The organism is Methylocystis sp. (genome assembly GCF_051062815.1).
In the GTDB taxonomy this organism is placed as follows: domain Bacteria; phylum Pseudomonadota; class Alphaproteobacteria; order Rhizobiales; family Beijerinckiaceae; genus Methylocystis.
The window spans coordinates 1-19,186 of sequence record NZ_JBPFDU010000010.1 but is presented as its reverse complement, the minus strand read 5'-3'; the positions used below and the strand labels follow the sequence as shown (position 1 = coordinate 19,186).

The following is a 19,186-nucleotide window of genomic DNA, read 5'->3' as shown; positions in this document are numbered from 1 at the left end:
CAACCGGATCGTCGTACAGCACGCATACGATCTTGGCCATGTTCCGCTCCCTCTCTCGCTGGGATGCAGGGCGTTATGCTTTCGTGGCTCTACCCATCAGCAGCGCCAAGCGCGAACTGGCCTCGCTCATGGATACGCGCTAGCGCCGCCTCACCAGCCTCATCATAGTTGTCGACGTAGATAGCGCAGATCGTTTCATAGGCGATGCGTTCAGGGTTATCTGTCGATTTCACCGAAGACGATGTCCAGCGAGCGACGACAGCCGAGATGTCTGCCAGTCATGGCGACGATCAATTGGTCGAACGCCGACCAGAACGATACAGCAAGACATAGATCGCGCGCTCGGGTGGCGTTTGGTGACGTCTTCTGCTCAGGTCAGGAGAACCTGATCTTGCGCAACTTCCGCCTGGACCCGTCGCCACTTGATGATCCGCCAGATGAGAAAATAGCGGAGCGACCGCAGATATGACCTCCCTTTTTGAACGCGCGCGAGAGCATCAATTGCAACCGAGGAAGACCGTGACATATCAAACGCGTTGTATTGATCCCGGGTGTGGTCGGCAATAGGATGAAGCCATGAACCTCTCCCGTGAAATTGGGGTGCACCTACCCCTACTTGCGCCGCTTCGCTAGGGCGCTCTGCGGCTCGCAAAAAAGCGGCGACGCCTATGTTGTAGCTACTCTCGAGGCGCTCGCCGCCGACCCGGACGCCCTTCCCCGCGAATATGTCGCCCAAGGTTGGGCTTTACCATCTGTTCATGGCCTCCTGGTCATCGATCCGGCTGAACACCGAAGCGGCGCCCACCGACGAAATTTCCGCCGCTCAGCATAACATCAGCATGCTGACGCCGCGTTCGCGACAGGCCGTTCTGCTCGGCACGGTTGAAGGCTTTTCGGTTGCAGACGCCGCCGCCATTCTGGACGTGACGGAAGAAGAGGTCGAAGCGCTCGTGAGAGAGGCTGGCCGCGAAATCGCCGAGCGCGTCGCGACGGACGTGCTCATTATCGAGGACGAGTTGCTTATCGCGCAGGACATAGAATTCATCGCGCGCGATCTCGGCCATCGCGTGATCGGCGTCGCGCGCACGCATCAGGAGGCTGTGGAGCTCGCCAAGCGTCAGCGGCCGGGGCTGATCCTCGCCGACATTCAGCTCGCGGACGGCAGTTCGGGTCTGAACGGCATCAATGAAATGCTCGATAGTTTCGACGCTCCGGTGATTTTCATTACCGCATTTCCTGAACGCCTGCTGACCGGCGAAAGGCCGGAGCCGGCTTTTCTCATCAGCAAGCCCTACAAGGGTGACACGGTCAAAGCCACGATCAGCCAGGCGCTGTTCTTTGAACGCAAGGCGTCTCGCGCAGCGTAGGTACTGTTACTGGTCAGTGCATGCCGTGCCATCGGGCGAGGGAGTTTGGTAAGTTTCTCGAAGAGGTTGAGCATAATGTTCCTGACAACCTCGATATCCATGTCGTTATGGACAATGCCTCGACGCGCAAAACCAGGCTGATCCATGATTGGCTCGCCAAACGGCCGCGGCGGCATATGCACTTCACGCTGACATCGTCGTCATGGCTCAACCAGGTCGAACGATTTTTCTGCGGCACACCACAAGCTTCCACCGGTCTTGTTCTCGGCGCTACGCGAGAGCCGATAGGCGCGACTGAGCCAGGGGGCGCGCCGCTTCGCCCCGTCGTTATGGCGACCTCACCGCATCGCCAATCGTGGCGCTTTGCAGCGCGCCGGTGGTGCGGGTCGCCTCTTGCGTTCCAGTTGGTCTGAGGCCCGATATCGGTCGCGAAAGGTTCCGGGCCGACTTGACGTGATTGAGAATAGGCTCGCCCGCGGTTGGCCCGCTTAGTCTGAAATTAGGTATCCCTGACGAACGCCTTCCTCATAACTCTCTGCAACAATCGACGCCCTTTCTTCCGCCGTCCATGTGCGGCGGCGACCAGCCCCAGTGAAAATTTCGACCCGCCGTGCCGACGCCGCCTCAACCTGCGACACGTGCTTATGCTCTGAAATCGACATGTGTCGGAGCTCCTCAACGCTCCGAATATCGTCCCATCCCGAGTCTCAGAAAAGGTGCGGTCAAAACAGCGCGTACTCTCGACCGGCACCACGGAAACGCTGATCCTGGCGAATGAGGGGATCGCCTTCCCGCTCGGCACGCTCGACACTTTCGTCACCTACGGCGCGCCGGCCAATCTGATCGAGACGGTCAAGACCGTGGGTCTCCCGATCTATGCCCGTCAGATCGCGCGACCCGACGGCAGCGCCATCGACGTGAAGACCGAGGCCTCGATCATCCCCGTCAACAAGCGCCCGCGAAGCGCCCGCGCCTCGCCGTCAAGATCGTCACCAGCAACTGAGCGCCCACTTGTCGTGGCATCCGCCCGACACAGATGTTTATCCGATGAGGCTCAACAGCTTCTGGAGGAGAGGCGTCGGCGCAACGATCAAGGTTCAGTCGGAGGACAGTAGACTGAAACCGGCGCAGACTCGCGAATCCGAGGAGAGTTTCGATTTTCGGTCACGGGCATGCCATCAGACATTGGACAAGAGGCCGCAAAACAGGCCGCCATCGCTTATTTCAGCGGATGCAATCCTGCGTGGCCGAGGGCTCTCGTGCAAAATGTTGAACGCCAGGGACCGCACTATATCGTCACGATAATTCCAGAGAATGAAATAGGCATCTTGATATTTATGGTGTCCTACAAAATTTGGGTGAACATTACAACCGGCGTTGTTGAGAAAATGAAATGAGCCCACGCACGCGCACAACGACTCCTGCTTGGCGCCTTTGGGAGCCCCAAGGCGAAGCCTACCAGTTATGCTCAAGCCAGGTTTGGAACTCATGCTCGCTTCTCGGAAAATGGCCCTCCCAACGATGAAACAATTCTTCTAATTTGAAGCGTAGTTTTTCCGTTGGATTTTGCGGTGGCCCCCAACCCGGCCCCGTCCCGGGTGCGCCGCCTGTTCCCTTATGACCCGGCCCTGTGCCCTTCTGCTTCGGTATGCCGAATATTGTCTCGAAATCACCTTCGGCATAGCCCTGCGCGTACTCTTGCATCGCTTCGCTAATTCTGCCCATGACTGTCGCGCTCCGTGGAGAAGTTGCTAATGGCAGTGCGGTCGACGTTTGCCGATCAATGATCCCGCTTGGGCCGGAATTAGAAGTGGGACGAGGTCAACCTCTGTCAAGGGCATTAAATCTCAGAATGACGCATCATCGACCATTCGCACACCTTGGGCACCAAGCCTTCGCTCCCGATCGGCATGCAACCGTTTGAAGCGGCCATTGCAACGCTGTTCGCCGACCCGAATATCGCTCACGACGCCGTTTGGCGCTCGGGCGGCGGCGGGGTCACCGTTTGCGTCGTCATCAAGCGGCCGGATCAAATCGTCGGCTTCGACGCCTGTCACGCTGCTCTTAAACGGGGTCTGCGTCATTTTACGTGCTTTGCATTGCCAAAGCGGAACCTGGTGCCTCAATAGCGCATGACGAAGAAAGCGAATTTAGCCTTTGGGCCCGGAGTGGTCGTGCGCAGCGTTGTATTTCGGGAGAACCAGTGGTTCGTATCAGCGGACGGAGCCGGGGTGCGGTCGTGCCCAGAGTGCGGAGGAGCATCAGCATCGCGTCATAGTTGGCACTTCCGGCGCCTGCAAGACCTTCCAATCCAAGGTGCCCCTGTCGTTCTTGAGTTGCGCCTGGGGCGGTGGCGATGCTTGAACGAGGGATGCGCTCGAAAGACTTTCGTCGAAAGACTGGCGACCGCCTTTCCCTTTGCGCGAAAAACGCGGCGCGTTAGCGACCTCGTGAGATTGTTCGGCCATGCCGCGGGCGTCAGGACAAGTGAGAAATTGCTGGCGCGCCTGGCGATGCCAGTCAGCGACAATGCGATTCTGCGGCAGCTCAAACGTCATGCATCCAAACGTCGCGATGGTACTCCCCTGCGAGCCATCGCGATTGATGATTGGAGCTGGTGCAAAGGCTTTAATTAGGGAACGATTCTTGTCGATCTTGAACGTCGGATCGTTGCAGACGTGCTGGAAGCGCGCTCCGCCAAAGAGACTGCGGATTGGGTCAAGCAACATCCTGAAATCGAAGTCGTCAGCCGCGAGCGCTGCGGTCTTTACGCACAGGGCGTTTGGCAAGGAGCGCCGCAAGCTCGACAAGTCGCTGATCGCTTTCATTTGCTGCAGAACTTGCGCGAAAGCATCGAGTGACACATGACCCGGATCAGCCGCTTCGCCGGGCGTCCCCAACTCCCGCCCGCCCCCGCGATCGTCAAGCGGCTCTACCGTAAGGCAACAAGGCGGACAACTCCATGAAAGCGGTTTTGTCGTCGATCTCCATCGAAATTCCTCCCCTGTCCACAATGCCTTCCCGGACACGGATTATATACCTCGCCGACAATAACTTGAGCGGTGGGCCCCAAAGTCCAGGCCGGTCGCCAAAGAGAGCGACCAAGACGCTGCGCCAGGCCGTTGGGCTAGGACGTGAACGAGCGTCGCGGCGTGACTCCCGTCTTGTCTCACTCCTTCTCACATCCCGAAACGGTCCTCGGCGGTGAGATGGAGAGCGCGCACGCGCAAGCGACAATCCGCTCTGACCAACCCACGACGATGGTTGCCGGCTTAATGATTGTCAGAGAGGCCTGCCTCTTTCACCCTATCGCCCACCTCCGATTCGAATTCGACTTTTCCTTGCCTGAGCCGAATCATCCGCGCGCCAAGGTCCCGCGCTTCCTCACGACTATGCGTCACATAGACGAGCGTGAAACCGAGATCGCAATGCAATCGCAGAATCTCTCGCCGGATTTGCAAACTGAGTTCGTCGTCGAGATTTGAGAGCGGTTCGTCCATGAGCAGGATGCGAGGGGCCGAGGCGAGGGCGCGCGCAAGCGCCACGCGCTGCTGTTCTCCTCCCGACAGCGTTCCCGGCCTGACGTTCAGATAATCGCCGAGCCGCACGAGCTCGACCATTTCCTTGACGCGCTGGCGGCGTTCGCGTTCGGGCGCGCCTTTGGCGACGAGGCCGAATTCGATATTCTCGGCGACGGTCATATGCGGCCAAAGGGCGAGGTCTTGAAACACCATGCCGACGCCGCGCCGTTCCGGTTCTTGCAAGTTTTTTCCGCCAGTCGCGGCGAGCTCGCCGTCGATCAGTATGTCGCCCGAATCCGGGATCGCCAAGCCGGCGATCAGATGCAGCACAGTCGACTTGCCGCAGCCCGATGGACCAAACAGAACGACGCGCTCCCCTTTTTCAATACTCACGGATATGGCGTTGACGACCAGACGGCCGCGATAGGTCTTGGACACATTTCGAAATTCGATCATGCTCATCGTTATCGCCCGCCATATCGTAGCCAGAGACCCAATGCGCCGAGCGGCAGAAGGGTCGCGGCGATCAAAATGATGCAGAGCGCCGCGATCAGGCTGGGAGCGCCATTGGCCATCAAGGTCAATATTCGAACCGGCAGCGGATCGTAGCCGGGAGGATAGACGACCATGCTGATCCCGAGGTCGCGCAAGCAAAACACATAGCCGATGAGCCACGCCGCCACGAGGCCGCGTCTCGCCAACGGCGCCACGATGCGCGTGAGCGTCGTGAACCAGCTCGCGCCGCTGAGCCGCGCGGCGTCCTCCAGAGATCTTGGCAGGCCGCCGAGAGTCGCGGATGTGATTCGCATCGGCAGCACCGAATATTGAGCGAGATAGCCCAATACGATGATCGCCGGCGTGCCATAGACCAGATTGGTCATCGGCCTGTTCCACAGGTCGATGAGACCAATGCCGATGACGGTTCCAGGCAATGTAAACAGGAACAACGCCGACCCATCGACCGCGCGCGCCAGAGGCTGCGCCGGATCACGAATCAGCATGCCGCAAAAGAAGCCGAGCAACGTCAGGAGGGTTGCGCCGATCACCGCGAAAACGAGGCTATGCAGGATGCTGTCGCTCGCCCGTGAGAATGCGTCGACGTAAACCCAAATGGACGATGATTGAATGAGGAGGGCGAGCAACGGCAACAGCACCGAGACGAAAGCCCAGGCGGAGACAATGGCGAAAATCGGGAGACGCCAATATCCAAGCTCGATTTGCGCACGCTGCTCCACGGGCGCCGCCGCGCGAAGCTCGTAGCCATTCTCGCGACTCAGTTGACGCTCCAAGATCAGGATCGTCGCCGTGACGAGGAGCATGGGCATCGTCGACACGGTCGCGGTTCGAAAGTCGTAGAATGCGGCGAACCGCGTCAAGGCCTCGACCGGATAGACCGGATAACGCAGATAGGTGGGAACGCCGACTTCCCCAAACGCCAAGAGAAACACCAGCACGGCCGCGAAAGCGACGCCCGGCGCGATCAATGGCAAGGTAATCCGACGAAGGATGGCGGGCCAACCGCTCGCCAATCGAGCCGCATTCTCCCATTGCGGGTTCACGGCGCCGAGATAGGCGATGGTGAGAAACATGACGATAGGGGTGAATGTGGTGAACAGCACGGCTGCGCAACCGTAAAGTCCGAAAAAGGCGGACGACAGCAATTCCGACGCCGTGGAAGGGAGCGCTTGACCGACCAAGCCGCTCTTGCCGATGACGGCGAACCAGGCCACCGCCACAACATAGGACGGCAACAACAAAGGAATCGCGAACAAGGTCGCCAAGGCATAGCGCAAGGGCAGATCGGTTTTGCCGAACAACAACCCCAGGGTTACCCCGGCGATCGTGGCAAGCGCAGAGGTCAAGGACGACAGCAAGATGCTGTGGACGATTGGCCCCGCCTGCTCTCGGCTCGTCGCCAGAAACGCCTCATATGCTCTGACGCTGAAGCGGCCGTCGGCAAAAAAGCTGTCGGCGACCATCGTGACGACCGGCAAAAGTCCGATTGCTGCGAGCAGCATCGCGGCGGCGGTCAGCGTCATGCGCTTCTGCACCTCTTATGGCCCCGTCCAGCTCTTCAGGAATGGTTGGATCGCTTGCAATTTCGCGGCGATTTCTGAATAGTTCGCCTTCATCGTCTTGATCGATTCCAGAGGCTTCAAGCCGAGCGGCGGCGGAACCCCGGGGTGGAGCGGAATTTGCGCCGCGTCGGACAAGGCGAGCTTTCTCTCGGTTTCCGTCGAAAGCAGATAGTCGATCAGCTTCTTGCCCGCTTCCGGATGCGGGGCCCCCGCGATCAGCATGACCGCATTGGGAACGATAAAGCAGCCGATATCGTCCGCGCCTTGATCCGGGTAAATCAATTCGACCGGTCGACCCTGGCGCATTCGGCTCACCGCATCGTCGCTATCGACCAGACTGAAAGCGAATTCGCCATGGGCGACGAGATCGGCGCTGTCGCCGTTGCTGGGCGAAATCTTTACGCCATTGTCGCGCATCGTCTGCATGAAGGCGCGCGCGTTCTCATCGCCCCACAGAACGAAGAGCGCGGCGACATGCGTCGTCGTCGTCCCAAACAGCGGATTGGCGATCACTGTTTTGCCGCCCCATTGCGGCTCCAAATAGGTTGTTATCGAATCCGGTTGAGGCGTCGCGCCTCGCCGCACGACGAAAACGCGCGCCCTCGCCGCAAAACCGGTCCAGTATCCATGGGAATCGCGAAAGTTATCGGGGATTCCAGACGCGTTAGGGGAGACATAGGCCGCGGTGGCGCCCTTCTGCCGCAAGACCTCGGCGCGAATCGGTTCATTGGCCCAGTAGACGTCGGCTTGCGGATTGTTCTTTTCGGCGATGAGCCGGTTCATCGTCCCAGCGCTCTTGGTTTCCTCGGTGTCATAGACGGCGCGCACCCGTATGCCGGTCTCTTTCTCGAAATCCTTCAATATGGGTTCGGAAAAGACTTGATCGTGGCTGACATAGACCGTCACTGTCGGCGCGCCGGGCGGGGACGACAGTCGCCAGAGAGCGATTGCCGCGATGACCAGGATGGCGGTCGCCGCCCAGAATAGTTTTTTCATGCCGGCGATCCCTCGCTGAGATTTGTGGCTCGAAAACCTCGGATATTTGGGCCGTCGCGATTCTTGGCGGGCGCCTGATGCGCCGACGGCCTCGCAAATTCTATTTGCCGTCGAAAGAAAAATCGTCGAAGGCGGTCATGCTGTCGGCCTTTGTCCAGACGCCGACGGAGCCACTCCCGGAGACGTGATCGTCCCGCAACTCGATATATCCTTTGCCATCCAAGAGAACCTTTATCTCTTTTCCAGAAAATTCGGCCCGCAAGACATGCCATTGGCGTCGCTCGACGGGCGCATCGACATATTTGATCGTCATGCGGCGTCCACTTTGGACGTAATAAAGAGAGACGTTGTCCTCCAACGCATTGGCGCGCGCCACGTAGTAATTGTCGCCGTTCTTCCAGCGCCAGACGAGGCCCGCAGCCTGATCTTCGGCGCCCGCCAAGGCTTTGAATTTCACTTCGACATAGCCGTCGGCGATCGAAACGTCTTTCTTCACGCACCATGGGAAGGCACCGGCCCCGGATTGTTTGAGAACATTCGGTCGACTCGGAGCTGAAGCGTCTGTCTCGACCATCCATACGGGAGAGCCTCGCCCCGTCACGCCGCACGTCCAGTCGGGCGGCGCCGAACCAGCCGGAACGCCGTCAAAGTTGTCTGTCCCCGCGAAGGCCAGGTTCGCCGTCATGACAATCGCGTTCGCCATGAGTAGTCTCTTCAAGGATTCCTCCCCGCGCTCTTACGATAATTGTTGTTGACGCTGGCGCCGCCGGACGCCCCTACGGTCGCTTGAAGGCGATTCCTTCCGGGGCCGTGGCCACCTTGACGGTTCCGACGATCTTGTCCGTCGCCGTGTCGATGATCGAAATCGTGTTCGCGCCGGTGTTCGTTATAAAGAGCTTTCCATCGCCCCCGAAGGAAACGCCATGGCTGCCGGCGTCGGGCGCAACGCGGATCGTCGTCACGATCTTGTTCGTCGCGAGGTCGATCTTTTGCACGGTCCCCTTCCCGTCGCTTGCGACATAAGCGAACTTCTGATCGGGCGCGACCGTGACCTGCACGGGTCCCGGCTCCGTGGGGATTTCCGCGATGACTTTCAACTCCTTGGCGTCGATCACCGCGACGGCGTTCGCATTGTGGCAGGCGATATAGACGCGCACGCCATCCTTGGTCGCGCCCGCGCCGAGCGGGCCGGCGCCAACGGGAATGACGCTTTCGACCTTGCGCGTCGCCCGGCGAACGACAGACACATTGCGCGCGCCGTAATTGGTGACGAACAGTAGATCGCCTACAGGCAGGGCGAAATGCGGCATCCTGCCGACGTCTATTTTCGCGATCACCTGCCTCGCTGCCGGATCGATGACGGAGACTGCGTCGTCGAATTCATTTGTGACATAGGCCTCGAGCCCATCGGAACTGAACATCGTATGCCGCGGACCCACGCCAACCGAAATGGTCTCGATGACTTTGTCCGTCGCGGCGTCGATGACGGAGACCGTTCCCGCATTGTTGTTGGTCACCCAGGCTTGGGTCTGACTTGGATTGAGCGCGACATTGTGGTTCTGAACGCCCACGGGAATAGCGCCCGTCACCTTTCGTTTCCCGACATCGACGACGCTGATCACGTCGCCGAACCAGGACGTGGAATAGAGCTTGCCTTGTCCGCCGGATTTCTCGGCCGCCTGTGCTAGGGACGTTGCGAGTGCAAGCAGCCCGATGATTGAAAGCGTTCTCATCATTGTCCCTCCCTCGTCACCGAGAAAGAATCACGCGGCCTCCTATTTCGCCGCCGCCTGCGCATCGAGAACATTCTTGAAGGATCGCGCCAAAGCCGCAGCCGCGCCCTTCCCCCAGAAATGGAGGAAAATATAGCGCGGCTCCTCATGGCTCATGTGGTGGTGGATGGCGACGATATTGACGCCTTCGCGCCGCATCGCCTTGAGGACGGGCTGAAGTTCGTTCGCTGTCACGGCGAAGTCGCCGTCGACCACGGCCTCTTCATCGGAGCCGGCGAAGGCGGCCCAGGTGTTGACGCCCATCGCGGCGCCGACGGATGCCCCATGCGCTTGCGCCGGACGGCCAATGACGATCTTGAACATGCCCTGGCTCGCCTGCCCTTTCACGCCGAGAATGGCTTCGAGAGGGGCGGCGGCAATGGCGTTGGGCGAGCCGATCTTGGCCGGGAAACGCTTCGCCAGCGTGGGATTGGCCGCGCGAATTTCCGCGATCTTGTCGTAGATTTTCTTCACGCCGGCGGCGAGCGCGCCGGCCTCTCCTGCGCCGCCGATATGGAGAAAATAGACCTTCGGCTCGTCGAAGAAGAAGTGATTGTGCAGGGCCGTCACTTCGAGGCCGGCGTCGAGCGCGACGCTCATCGCCGCATTGACCTCGTCCTCGAACACGACCGTGTCGCCCATCATCAACGCTTGCCCGCCCTGGGTCGGCGTAAAGGCCGCCCATGACACGAGCCCCATGAAGGGCGGCGTCGGCCAGCCGTCTACTTGGATTTTCACATCCGTCCTTGGCTTGCTGATCTTGAAGACGTTCTCTTCGGCGATGAACGTTCCTTTGACGCCTGCCGCCTGCTCGATCCTGGCCGTATCGAGCGACGGTGCGGTCTGAGCGCTCGCGGGACAAATCGACCATCCCAAGCAGACCAAGGCGCTCAGCACGAATTTCACTTGGCTCAGCGCGAATTTCACCTGCATGTCCATTTTCTCCCTCGTTTGAGCGCCGGATGCGAAAGCAGCGCTCACGCAAGCATGGTTTCGTGCAGCCATTCTTGGTCCTGACTCGAAAACCGTGGCAGCCTTCGTTTAAGGCAACATTATGCGTGCGCGCTTTCGAGGCGTCCGCCAAATGACAAGGTGAACACGGCGCCGCCGCCCGGATTATCGGCGACGCTGACAGCGCCCCCATGCATTGTCATGATTTCCTTCACGATCGACAGACCGAGGCCGGCGCCGTCGGTCTTTACGCCCGCGCCGCGCCAAAATCTTTCAAAGATGCGTTCTCGATTATCCGGCGCCACGCCGGGTCCGCGATCCGCGACGCGCATGCGACCATCTAGTTCGACGCTGATGATTATCTCTTCGTCGGCGGGAGAATGACGCACCGCGTTCTCGACGAGATTGCGGATCGCGTCGGCGACCGCCTGGCCATTGCCTTTGATCCGAACTGGTTTCTCGGCGGCCTGAAAAACGAGGGGTCGATGTTGAGCGATCGCCCATGGCGCCATGCCGGCGACGACTTCGGCGGCCGTCTCGTTCAGCTCCACGGAGCCTGAGATGTCGATCGCGATCGCGTCCAGCCGCGCGACGCGCAACAGCTGTTCGACGAGGCGGTTCATTCGCGCGACGTCCAGTCTCAGCTTTGCGAGCTCGCCATTTCCCTCCATGGCGTCGAGCGCGGCGGTGACGATCGCCAGTGGCGTACGCAGCTCATGGGCAGCGTTCGCGGTGAACCGGCGTTGCACGAGAAATCCTTGTTCGAGCCGATCGAGCGCCCGGTTCATGGCGACGACGAGAGGCGCGATTTCGCTCGGCACGTTCTCCTCGGGCAGGCGGATGGAGGTCGTCGTCGGGCCGATCGCCGCCGCCATCTTGGAGATTTCCCTAAGCGGCTTCAGCCCTCCGCGAATCGCCAGGATGGCGGTTCCCAAGGTGATCGCCACGAAGAGCGGAATGATCCAGACGACATCCGTGACGAAGTCCCACAACATCGAATCGATGAACGCATGTGTCCCCGTGGCGCCCGCGACGATTATCCAGAGAGGGCCGGCGGCGCCGGTCACGGCGAGATTGAGGCCGTAGTAACGCCGCGAGGGATCTTGGGCGTCCGGCAATCGGAAATAGCTCGGCTCATCCGTCGGCGCCGGCCACGTCGTGACACGCTCGCCGAAATCCGGCGATGAGGCCGCAATGACTTCGCCGCCCGGCGTTCGAATGGCGTAAATGTCGGCGTCCCCACTGGCCGCGTAGGCCGCGGCGAGCTTTGGCGGCATATCGAGACGCGGTTTGCCCTTGGCGTCGATCACAACCGAACGGGCTAGATCCTTGGCGCGCTCGCTCAGCTCGCGATCCAAGAGGGTGTCGGCGACGACGTGAGCCCGCAGGGCGAGGAGGCCGGCGGCGGCGGCGGTCGCGACGACGAAAAGGATCGTGAGCCTTATCGCAAGGCGAAACTGCAAGGAGCGCACACGAAAAGGCATCAGCTCTTCGCTTCGGTCATGAGGTAGCCGATCCCGCGAACCGTGTGAATTTCGGCGGTGGCCTTGGCGTCGGCGAGCTTGCGGCGAAGGTGATGGACATGCACCGGTATCGCGTTCGACTCGAGCTCATCGTCGATGCCGTAGAGCTTTTCCTCCAGCACCGCCTTCGGCACGACGCGGTCGAGGCGTCGCAGCAGGTGTTCGAGAATCGCCGCCTCGCGCCTGGCGAGGGAAAGGGGGTGACCGTCCACTTGCACATCGCGTCCTATGCTGTCGAAAATCAGATTGCCGGCGCTCAATGTCGCTCCGAGCGCGTTGCCCGGCCGCCGCAGCAAGGCTTTCGTTCTGGCGATGAGTTCCGCCATCGCAAAGGGCTTCACGAGATAATCGTCGGCGCCGGCGTCCAATCCGCCGACCCGGTCCTCGACCGCGTCGCGCGCCGTCAAGACAAGAATGGGAATGGCGGCGCCTTGCGATCTGAGTTCGTCGAGAAGATTCATCCCGTCGCCGTCCGGCAAACCAAGGTCGAGAATCGCGATGTCATAAGGATTGAGCGACAAGGCTTCGCGAGCGTCGGCGCAGCACGACACCGCGTCCACGGCAAACCCCGCCTTCTCGAGGGCGCCTTTGAGTATCTCCGCGATTCTGGCTTCGTCTTCGACAATCAGGAGACGCACGACATGCTCGCTCGATCCGATTTCGGCCTGTTGAACAGACCGCCGCGAGTTCAACTCAACAGGGGGAAGTTTATCGCAGAATTAAGCCAGATGGCGCCGCCTCGCATTTTGCTCGCCCCATAAAACTGCCTTAAACGACCCGCGCCAGGGTTTCGCCCGCGGCTTTCGCGAGCGCCCTGCAGATTTCCCGCCGTGACGATGAAAATGAAGGGGTTCGCCGAAAGCGACGACGGGGCCGTTCGTGACGCGAAGATCGGGTGGACTGCAGACGCGAGGTTTGCCGGGCGCGAGCTTGGCGGCGCTGCTGCTCCTCTCGTCGTCCGTGGCGGCAGGGCCGCCATATTTCACCGACGACCCCGAGCCCGTCGCTTATCGGCGTTGGGAAGCATACATTTTTTCACAGGGAACGCGCGTGCGGGGGAAGACGAGCGGCGTCGCCCCTTCGTGTGATTGCAACTGGGGCGTTTGGCCCAACGTTCAGTTGCATTTCCAACCGGGGATGACCATCCGCAACGCGGCGGGCGATCCTCTCGCCTGGGGACCAAGCGACACCGAATTCGGCGTGAAATACCGCTTTATCGAGCAGGACAAGGCGGGCTGGGTTCCCTCGGTCGCTTTCTATCCCAAGCTGCTGGCGCCCACGGGCGACGCTACGCGTTCGCTCGGCAACGGAAGATACAGGGTTCTTCTGCCGTTATGGGCGCAGAAGGATTTCGGCGACTGGACGACCTTTGGCGGGGCCGGCTATTGGATCAATCCCGGCCCCGGCAATAAGAATTATTGGTTCATGGGCTGGGCGCTGCAACGCAACATCACCGACAAGCTCGCGTTGGGCGTCGAGTTCTTCCATCAGACGCCCACCCAGATCGGCGGCATGCAGACGACCGGTTTCAACGTCGGAGGAATTTACGATTTCACCGACAACTACCGCTTCCTCTTCTCGTTTGGGAAAGCTCTCCAACACGCAAAAGCGACGAACGAATTCTCGTGGTATGTCGGGCTTCGCGTGAATGGCGGAGAAGAACCGCCCGGAACTCGGGCGGCTTCCGCGACTCTGGGCTCGCCGCCGGCGTTCGCCTGGACCGGTTTTTACGTTGGCGGCGCGGTCGGCCGCGCGTGGCAAAAGGCGCTCGAAACCGACCTCATTGGCGAGGAACAGGAACAGACTGCGGATTATTCGAGCTACTCGCCGAAAGGCGCGCTCCTGGGCGGGCTCGCGGGCATAAATGCGCAATCTGGACCCGCTGTCGTCGGCGTCGAGATCGACGTGGAGGCGAGCTCAGTCCGGGGCCGACAGAAGCCGCCGCACAGCGGGACGGCGCTCCAAAGCGACGTGCGGGCGTCGCTGCGCGGCCGCGCCGGCCTCGCCATGGGACGGACTTTGCTTTACGTGACCGGCGGCGCGGCGCTCGCCAATTTCTTCGCCAATGCGCTCGGGGAGCCCTTCAACCAGGCTCGCCCCGGCTGGACCCTCGGCGGGGGCGTCGAAATTGCCGTGACCGACCAGTGGTCGGCCCGGCTCGATTACCGCCACAGCGATTTCGGCGCAGCGACCTTCGTCTCGGACGATTTCGAGGACAATTCCTATCGCGTCCGCATCAGGGACGACTCCGCGCGGCTCGCCATCGCTTATCGTTTCAATTTCTCCGCGTCGGAGCCCGTTGCCTCGAAACCTTGAGTCCTCGCCATGATCGAGGATTGACCCGAAGCGGCGCCTCGTTCTAATTGATTTGCGGGGATTGCGGTCTCCCCTTCACGCGACATGCCCAAGCATCGCGTCCAGCTTCTCGAGCTGAGGACGCCGCATGTCTGCTCACACCCTGATCTCTCCCGATGAGCTCGCCGGTCTGATCGGTTTCCCCAACGGGCCGATTCTCATCGATGTCCGCCCCGACGAGGAGTTTTCGGCCGACCCGCGCTTCATTCCCGGTTCCATTCGCCGCGACCACGCTTCGGTTGCGGAATGGGCGAATGCATGCGCCGGACGCTCCGCCGTCGTGATTTCGCGACGCGGCCGCAAGCTCGGCCAGGGCGTCGCAGCCTGGCTGCGCCATGCGGGCGCCGCCGCCGAAACGCTCGAAGGCGGCCACGAGGCTTGGGCCAAAGCAGGCCTGCCGCTGATCCCGGAGTCCAAACTGCCTCCGCGCGACGCGCAGGGCCGGACCGTCTGGGTGACGCGCTCGCGGCCGAAGGTCGACCGCATCGCCTGTCCCTGGCTCATTCGCCGCTTCGTCGATCCCAATGCAGTGTTCCTGTTCGTCGCCGCCGCGGAGGTCGCCGCGGTGGCGGATTATTACGGCGCCGCTCCATTTGATGTCGAAGAGGCGTTCTGGGGCCATCGCGGCGATCGTTGCACTTTCGATGCGCTGGTCGAAGAACTGCTTCTCGAGACCGACGCGCTGCGGCGCCTCGCCGTCATTGTGCGCGGCGCCGACACGGGCCGCCCCGATCTTGCTCCGGAATCCGCCGGCTTGCTCGCGGCGTCCCTCGGGCTATCGCGCCTCTATTCCGACGATTTGGAGCAGCTCGAAGCGGGCATGGCGCTTTACGACGCTTTCTATCACTGGGCGCGCGCCGCAGCGGAGGCGCCACAGCTCTCCCCTCTTGGCCAATCAGGAAAGGCGCAATGAACGATATGACTATCAACGTCCAAACGGCCGAGGCCGCTCACGGCGTTTCGCTCGGCGAGGCGTTGCGCGTTTGGCTGCGCGTCGCCCTTCTGAGCTTCGGCGGGCCGGCCGGCCAGATCGCGGTGATGCATCGCATCCTGGTCGACGAGAGGAAATGGGTGTCCGAAAGCCGGTTCTTGCATGCGCTTAACTATTGCATGTTGCTTCCCGGCCCCGAGGCGCAACAGCTTGCGACCTATGTCGGCTGGCTGATGCACGGAACGCTCGGCGGCGTCATCGCAGGCGGATTGTTCGTGCTGCCGGGCGCGGTCGCGATAATGGCGCTCAGCGTCATATACGCCGTCTTCGGCAATGTCGGCGTTGTCGCGGCGGCGTTCTTTGGCCTCAAGGCGGCGGTCTTGGCGATCGTGCTTCAAGCCGTCGCGCGCGTCGGCAAGAGAGCGCTGAGGAACCGCGTCTTGCAAACTCTCGCGGGCGCGGCTTTCGTCGCCATCTTTTTCTTCGATGCGTCTTTCCCGCTCATCATTCTCGTTGCCGGCGCTATCGGCTATTTCGGCGGCCGCGCGGCAAATCCCGCCTTTGCGGGCGGGGGCGGCCATGGCTCGGCCGGAGCAACCGCGAGTGAGGACAGCCTTCTCGGCGAGGCGGCGCCCGACCACGCGAACGCCGCAGTCGGTCGTTCGCTGAAAGTCGCAGGCATCTGGCTCGTCCTCTGGCTGACGCCCGTCGTCGCGCTGCTCTTTTGGCTGGGCGGAGACAACGTCTTCACGCAGATCGCCGTGTTCTTCTCGAAAATGGCGGTCGTCACTTTCGGCGGCGCCTACGCCGTTCTCGCCTATGTCGCGCAACAAGCGGTCGACAATTTTCATTGGCTGCGCCCGGGCGAAATGCTCGACGGGCTCGGCATGGCGGAGACGACGCCTGGTCCCTTGATCATGGTGCTTCAATTCGTGGGCTTCATGGCGGCCTACCGGCAAGCGAGCGGCCTGCCGCCCTTGCTCGGCGGATTGCTCGCCGACTGGGTCACCTTCACGCGGTGCTTCCTTTGGATATTCCTCGGCGCGCCTTACATCGAGCGGCTCAGAGGCAACAGGGCGCTGACCGGGGCGCTTTCGGCGATCACGGCGGCCGTCGTCGGCGTGATCCTCAACCTCGCCGTCTGGTTCGCGATCCACACGCTTTTCCATCGGACGACGCCGGTGCGTTCGCTCCGCCTCGCCTTCGATTTGCCGCTGCCATCGAGCGTCGATCCATGGGCGCTGTTGCTGACGATCGGCGCAATCGTCGCGATCTTCCGCCTCAAGACGGGCCTCCTGCAAACGCTCGCCGCGTCGGCCGCGGCGGGCGCGGCGCTCTATGCCGCCGGACTGATTTCCGTCGGCGGCGCGGGATGATGGGAAAGACCGCCATGCTTACGCGCGCTTCGCTTGCCGCCGCTCTCGCGATGACGCCGGCTCTCGCCGCCTCGCCGCAAGCTGAAGGTTTCAAGCAGCTCAATGGGCCTCAGATTCAATGGGCGTTCGCCGGAAGGACTTTCACCGACGGCGTTCATTTCTCGCTGCGCTATGTTGCCGGCGGGATAATTCAAGGAACGCGAATGGGGAAGAAGGTCGCAGATAAATGGGTTGTCGCCGAGGACAAGCTCTGCGTTACGGATAGCTTTGGCGAACACTGTTACGGCGTCTGGATAAAGGGACCGTCTGTCAGGCTCGCGATCGACGGATCGGATTTTTCGCTCGACGGTTCGCTGAAATGAGCGAGCCCGACCATCAGGAAAGGTCCGACATCATCCCCGCTGCGCCAACGGAAACCGTCACCAGCAATCCCCTCCGAACTTTGCTCTGGGGCCAGGGCTTGCGCGATTTCGGCGACGGCTTCGTCGCCGTGCTGCTGCCCGTCTATCTCACGGCGCTCGGCTTCTCGCCGTTCGAGATCGGCGCCTTGGCGGGGACGGCGCTGCTGGGCTCGGCGCTGCTCACCCTGGCGATGGGCTTTCTCGGCGTTCGTTACGATCTTCGCCTGTTGCTGATTTCCGCCGCGGGGCTGATGACGGCGACCGGCGTCGCGCTGGCGACCGCCGACTCTTACGCCTTGTTGCTCGTCGTGGCGTTCCTCGGGACGATCAACCCGACCGCCGGCACGGTCAGCTCCTTCGTGCCCGTCGAACACGCCGTGCTGACGCGCGAAACCGCGGACGCCGAGCGAACCAAGGTTTTCGCGCGCTACAGTCTCGTCGGCGGGCTTGCCAGCGCCGGCGGCGCGCTCGCGGCCGCCGCGCCCGAAATCTTCATGCGACTGGGTTGGCCGCAGCTCTCGGCGCTGAAGGCGATGTTCGCGGTCTATGCCGTGCTGGGGCTGATCGCAGGCCTGCTCTACACGCGCATTCCCCGGCGACCGCCGGCGCAACTCGGCTTCACGCAAGCGCTCGGCCCCTCGCGCTGGACCGTTTACAAGCTCGCGGCCCTGTTCAGCATCGACGCATTCGCGGGCGGCTTCGCCGTCCAATCGCTGCTAGCTCTTTGGTTGTTCGAGCGCTTCGATCTCTCGCTATCGGTCGCGAGCCTGTTCTTCTTCTGGTCCGGCGTCCTCGCCGCTTTTTCTTTCCCTGTCGCGGCGTGGATTTCGCGCCGCATTGGACTGATCAACACAATGGTCTTTACCCACATTCCCGCCAGCCTGTGCCTGATTCTCGCGGCCTTCGCTCCGTCGCTCCCCCTTGCTCTGGGTTTGCTGCTCATGCGAGCGGCGCTGTCGCAAATGGATGTGCCGACGCGCTCCTCCTATGTGATGGCGGTCGTGACCGAGGCGGAGCGCACCGCCGCCGCGAGCTTCACCTCCGTCCCGCGCAGTCTCGCGGCTTCGTTGAGTCCGGCGCTCGCCGGCGCACTGTTTTCCTTATCGTGGCTGGGGACTCCGCTCATCCTCTGCGGCGCGCTCAAAATCGCCTACGACCTCGCGCTGCTGAACCAATTTCGGCATGTGAAGCCCCCAGAAGAACGCTAACGCGCTAAACCGGATTCGCATTAAGCCGGCTCGTAACCTGCAGCGGCGAAGGGGTGAACTTTCGGAGCAAGGTGCCGATCCTGCCCTAGAGGGGGGATTCATTTGGTGAAAACTCCTCGTCAGGGCAGTAAGGCGACCCGCTTCGGAGCCTTGCCGACTTTCGCTTTGCCCAGAGACTTCAGCTTGCCCCCGTCCGTCAGTTCGGCCAGTTGCAGGGTGCCGTCCGCGATATTGCTGATCAGAAACCGCCCCTTTGCGCCGGGAATCTTCTCGACACAGCATGGCTTCGCCACATCCGTGAGGCGGTCCAGCAACGCGCCTCGGGTCACATCCACGGCGTCGACGTAAGACCGCCCTTCGCTGGCCGCGACGAGGACGGTGTCCGTCAGCATCTCGACCCCGTGATACGTCACCTCCTGCGGGTCGCTGGTCCCGCGGGGCGGGTCGTACTTGAACAGCTTGGTCACCTTGCCGGATTCGACGTCCATCTCGAAAAAGCCGTCCACCCAGAACGAGCCGAAGTAGACCCTCTTCTCGTCCGGCGAGAAGGTGAGGCTGCGGGGGTTTGTCAGGACACATCAGAAATTGAGAAATCGGCCTGTTGAATTTCAATGCGTTACGAAACGCTGCTGATTTACGCGTATACATTTGAATTGAGAAAACGCCCGAATGATGTACAGTTGAATTGAGAATTTGCGGCTCAACCA

19 protein-coding genes and 2 pseudogenes are annotated in these 19,186 nt (G+C 61.5%); 11 read left to right on the top strand and 10 right to left on the bottom strand.

Features of this window, described 5'->3' with window-relative positions; genetic code table 11:
- The first annotated feature begins 576 nt into the window (after nt 1–576).
- The 3 genes and pseudogenes from ACR65W_RS01220 (at nt 577) to ACR65W_RS01210 (ending at nt 2,482) form a co-directional block, all read left to right on the top strand.
- A pseudogene (locus ACR65W_RS01220) lies at nt 577–1,367 on the top strand (response regulator).
- Nucleotides 1,367–1,597 (top strand): annotated as a pseudogene (locus ACR65W_RS01215) (transposase); the annotation flags it as partial. The pseudogenes ACR65W_RS01220 and ACR65W_RS01215, both read left to right, overlap by 1 nt.
- Before the next feature lie 486 nt (nt 1,598–2,083).
- Nucleotides 2,084–2,482, top strand: coding sequence for a major capsid protein (locus ACR65W_RS01210; protein WP_434500983.1), 399 nt, complete (start codon nt 2,084–2,086; stop codon nt 2,480–2,482).
- Nucleotides 2,483–2,822: 340 nt separating this feature from the next.
- Here ACR65W_RS01210 and ACR65W_RS01205 read toward each other — a convergent pair whose 3' ends face one another.
- A complete protein-coding gene (locus ACR65W_RS01205) occupies nt 2,823–3,092 on the bottom strand; it encodes a hypothetical protein (RefSeq protein ID WP_434500984.1) in 270 nt (89 codons plus the stop codon).
- 185 nt (nt 3,093–3,277) lie between these two features.
- Between ACR65W_RS01205 and ACR65W_RS01200 the strand changes: the two genes are divergently transcribed.
- The 3 genes from ACR65W_RS01200 to ACR65W_RS01190 are packed head-to-tail and all read left to right on the top strand — an operon-like array spanning nt 3,278 to nt 4,228.
- Nucleotides 3,278–3,496 carry a head-tail joining protein gene (locus tag ACR65W_RS01200; protein ID WP_434500985.1) on the top strand — a complete coding sequence of 73 codons (219 nt, stop codon included), beginning with the start codon at nt 3,278–3,280 and terminating at the stop codon, nt 3,494–3,496.
- A gap of 3 nt (nt 3,497–3,499) precedes the next feature.
- Nucleotides 3,500–4,003: a transposase family protein gene (locus ACR65W_RS01195; protein WP_434500986.1), complete on the top strand. Its 504-nt coding sequence runs from the start codon at nt 3,500–3,502 to the stop codon at nt 4,001–4,003.
- 42 nt (nt 4,004–4,045) lie between these two features.
- A complete protein-coding gene (locus tag ACR65W_RS01190; protein WP_434500987.1) occupies nt 4,046–4,228 on the top strand; it encodes a transposase in 183 nt (60 codons plus the stop codon).
- Nucleotides 4,229–4,639: 411 nt separating this feature from the next.
- On the opposite strand, the gene ACR65W_RS01185 is transcribed toward ACR65W_RS01190, so the two are convergent.
- The 8 genes from ACR65W_RS01185 to ACR65W_RS01150 all read right to left on the bottom strand — a co-directional run bounded on the left by ACR65W_RS01185 (nt 4,640) and on the right by ACR65W_RS01150 (nt 12,846).
- Nucleotides 4,640–5,344 carry an ABC transporter ATP-binding protein gene (locus tag ACR65W_RS01185; RefSeq protein WP_434502203.1) on the bottom strand — a complete coding sequence of 235 codons (705 nt, stop codon included), beginning with the start codon at nt 5,342–5,344 and terminating at the stop codon, nt 4,640–4,642.
- An 8-nt stretch (nt 5,345–5,352) separates the two neighbouring features.
- Nucleotides 5,353–6,927 carry an ABC transporter permease gene (locus ACR65W_RS01180; RefSeq protein ID WP_434500990.1) on the bottom strand — a complete coding sequence of 525 codons (1,575 nt, stop codon included), beginning with the start codon at nt 6,925–6,927 and terminating at the stop codon, nt 5,353–5,355.
- Between the two features lie 15 nt (nt 6,928–6,942).
- Nucleotides 6,943–7,962 (bottom strand): extracellular solute-binding protein, encoded by a 1,020-nt coding sequence (locus ACR65W_RS01175; protein ID WP_434500991.1) that lies wholly within the window; start codon nt 7,960–7,962, stop codon nt 6,943–6,945.
- 100 nt (nt 7,963–8,062) lie between these two features.
- Nucleotides 8,063–8,665 (bottom strand): hypothetical protein, encoded by a 603-nt coding sequence (locus tag ACR65W_RS01170; RefSeq protein WP_434500992.1) that lies wholly within the window; start codon nt 8,663–8,665, stop codon nt 8,063–8,065.
- Nucleotides 8,666–8,738: 73 nt separating this feature from the next.
- Nucleotides 8,739–9,698 carry a cytochrome D1 domain-containing protein gene (locus tag ACR65W_RS01165; protein ID WP_434500993.1) on the bottom strand — a complete coding sequence of 320 codons (960 nt, stop codon included), beginning with the start codon at nt 9,696–9,698 and terminating at the stop codon, nt 8,739–8,741.
- 39 nt (nt 9,699–9,737) lie between these two features.
- Nucleotides 9,738–10,667, bottom strand: a complete 930-nt coding sequence (locus ACR65W_RS01160; protein ID WP_434502201.1) for a DUF1259 domain-containing protein — start codon at nt 10,665–10,667, stop codon at nt 9,738–9,740.
- A gap of 119 nt (nt 10,668–10,786) precedes the next feature.
- The gene (locus ACR65W_RS01155) at nt 10,787–12,169 is read right to left on the bottom strand and encodes an ATP-binding protein (protein ID WP_434500995.1); all 1,383 of its coding nucleotides are present in this window, start codon (nt 12,167–12,169) and stop codon (nt 10,787–10,789) included.
- A complete protein-coding gene (locus ACR65W_RS01150; protein ID WP_434500996.1) occupies nt 12,169–12,846 on the bottom strand; it encodes a response regulator in 678 nt (225 codons plus the stop codon). The genes ACR65W_RS01155 and ACR65W_RS01150 overlap by 1 nt, the downstream gene beginning before the upstream one ends.
- Nucleotides 12,847–13,087: 241 nt before the next feature.
- Between ACR65W_RS01150 and ACR65W_RS01145 the strand changes: the two genes are divergently transcribed.
- From ACR65W_RS01145 to ACR65W_RS01125, 5 genes are all read left to right on the top strand, one after another.
- Entirely contained in the window at nt 13,088–14,524 is a 1,437-nt protein-coding gene (locus ACR65W_RS01145) for an outer membrane protein (protein ID WP_434500997.1), read from the top strand.
- Nucleotides 14,525–14,651: 127 nt separating this feature from the next.
- The gene (locus ACR65W_RS01140) at nt 14,652–15,476 is read left to right on the top strand and encodes a chromate resistance protein ChrB domain-containing protein (protein WP_434502199.1); all 825 of its coding nucleotides are present in this window, start codon (nt 14,652–14,654) and stop codon (nt 15,474–15,476) included.
- Entirely contained in the window at nt 15,473–16,870 is a 1,398-nt protein-coding gene (gene chrA / locus ACR65W_RS01135; RefSeq protein ID WP_434502197.1) for a chromate efflux transporter, read from the top strand. The genes ACR65W_RS01140 and chrA overlap by 4 nt, the downstream gene beginning before the upstream one ends.
- 14 nt (nt 16,871–16,884) lie before the next feature.
- Nucleotides 16,885–17,232, top strand: coding sequence for a hypothetical protein (locus ACR65W_RS01130; protein WP_434502195.1), 348 nt, complete (start codon nt 16,885–16,887; stop codon nt 17,230–17,232).
- Nucleotides 17,229–18,479, top strand: a complete 1,251-nt coding sequence (locus tag ACR65W_RS01125; protein WP_434502193.1) for an MFS transporter — start codon at nt 17,229–17,231, stop codon at nt 18,477–18,479. The genes ACR65W_RS01130 and ACR65W_RS01125 overlap by 4 nt, the downstream gene beginning before the upstream one ends.
- 119 nt (nt 18,480–18,598) lie before the next feature.
- On the opposite strand, the gene ACR65W_RS01120 is transcribed toward ACR65W_RS01125, so the two are convergent.
- Nucleotides 18,599–18,985 carry a hypothetical protein gene (locus ACR65W_RS01120; protein WP_434502192.1) on the bottom strand — a complete coding sequence of 129 codons (387 nt, stop codon included), beginning with the start codon at nt 18,983–18,985 and terminating at the stop codon, nt 18,599–18,601.
- Between the last annotated feature and the right edge of the window lie 201 nt (nt 18,986–19,186).

What these genes read in the sequence shown, in the direction of transcription:
- ACR65W_RS01205 (WP_434500984.1), bottom strand. Translation starts at nt 3,092, where the DNA reads ATGGGCAGAATTAGCGAAGCGATGCAAGAGTACGCGCAGGGCTATGCC.
- ACR65W_RS01200 (WP_434500985.1), top strand. Translation starts at nt 3,278, where the DNA reads ATGCAACCGTTTGAAGCGGCCATTGCAACGCTGTTCGCCGACCCGAAT.
- ACR65W_RS01195 (WP_434500986.1), top strand. Translation starts at nt 3,500, where the DNA reads ATGACGAAGAAAGCGAATTTAGCCTTTGGGCCCGGAGTGGTCGTGCGC.
- ACR65W_RS01185 (WP_434502203.1), bottom strand. Translation starts at nt 5,344, where the DNA reads ATGATCGAATTTCGAAATGTGTCCAAGACCTATCGCGGCCGTCTGGTC.
- ACR65W_RS01180 (WP_434500990.1), bottom strand. Translation starts at nt 6,927, where the DNA reads ATGACGCTGACCGCCGCCGCGATGCTGCTCGCAGCAATCGGACTTTTG.
- ACR65W_RS01175 (WP_434500991.1), bottom strand. Translation starts at nt 7,962, where the DNA reads ATGAAAAAACTATTCTGGGCGGCGACCGCCATCCTGGTCATCGCGGCA.
- ACR65W_RS01170 (WP_434500992.1), bottom strand. Translation starts at nt 8,665, where the DNA reads ATGGCGAACGCGATTGTCATGACGGCGAACCTGGCCTTCGCGGGGACA.
- ACR65W_RS01165 (WP_434500993.1), bottom strand. Translation starts at nt 9,698, where the DNA reads ATGATGAGAACGCTTTCAATCATCGGGCTGCTTGCACTCGCAACGTCC.
- ACR65W_RS01160 (WP_434502201.1), bottom strand. Translation starts at nt 10,667, where the DNA reads ATGCAGGTGAAATTCGCGCTGAGCCAAGTGAAATTCGTGCTGAGCGCC.
- ACR65W_RS01155 (WP_434500995.1), bottom strand. Translation starts at nt 12,169, where the DNA reads ATGCCTTTTCGTGTGCGCTCCTTGCAGTTTCGCCTTGCGATAAGGCTC.
- ACR65W_RS01140 (WP_434502199.1), top strand. Translation starts at nt 14,652, where the DNA reads ATGTCTGCTCACACCCTGATCTCTCCCGATGAGCTCGCCGGTCTGATC.
- chrA (WP_434502197.1), top strand. Translation starts at nt 15,473, where the DNA reads ATGAACGATATGACTATCAACGTCCAAACGGCCGAGGCCGCTCACGGC.
- ACR65W_RS01130 (WP_434502195.1), top strand. Translation starts at nt 16,885, where the DNA reads ATGCTTACGCGCGCTTCGCTTGCCGCCGCTCTCGCGATGACGCCGGCT.
- ACR65W_RS01125 (WP_434502193.1), top strand. Translation starts at nt 17,229, where the DNA reads ATGAGCGAGCCCGACCATCAGGAAAGGTCCGACATCATCCCCGCTGCG.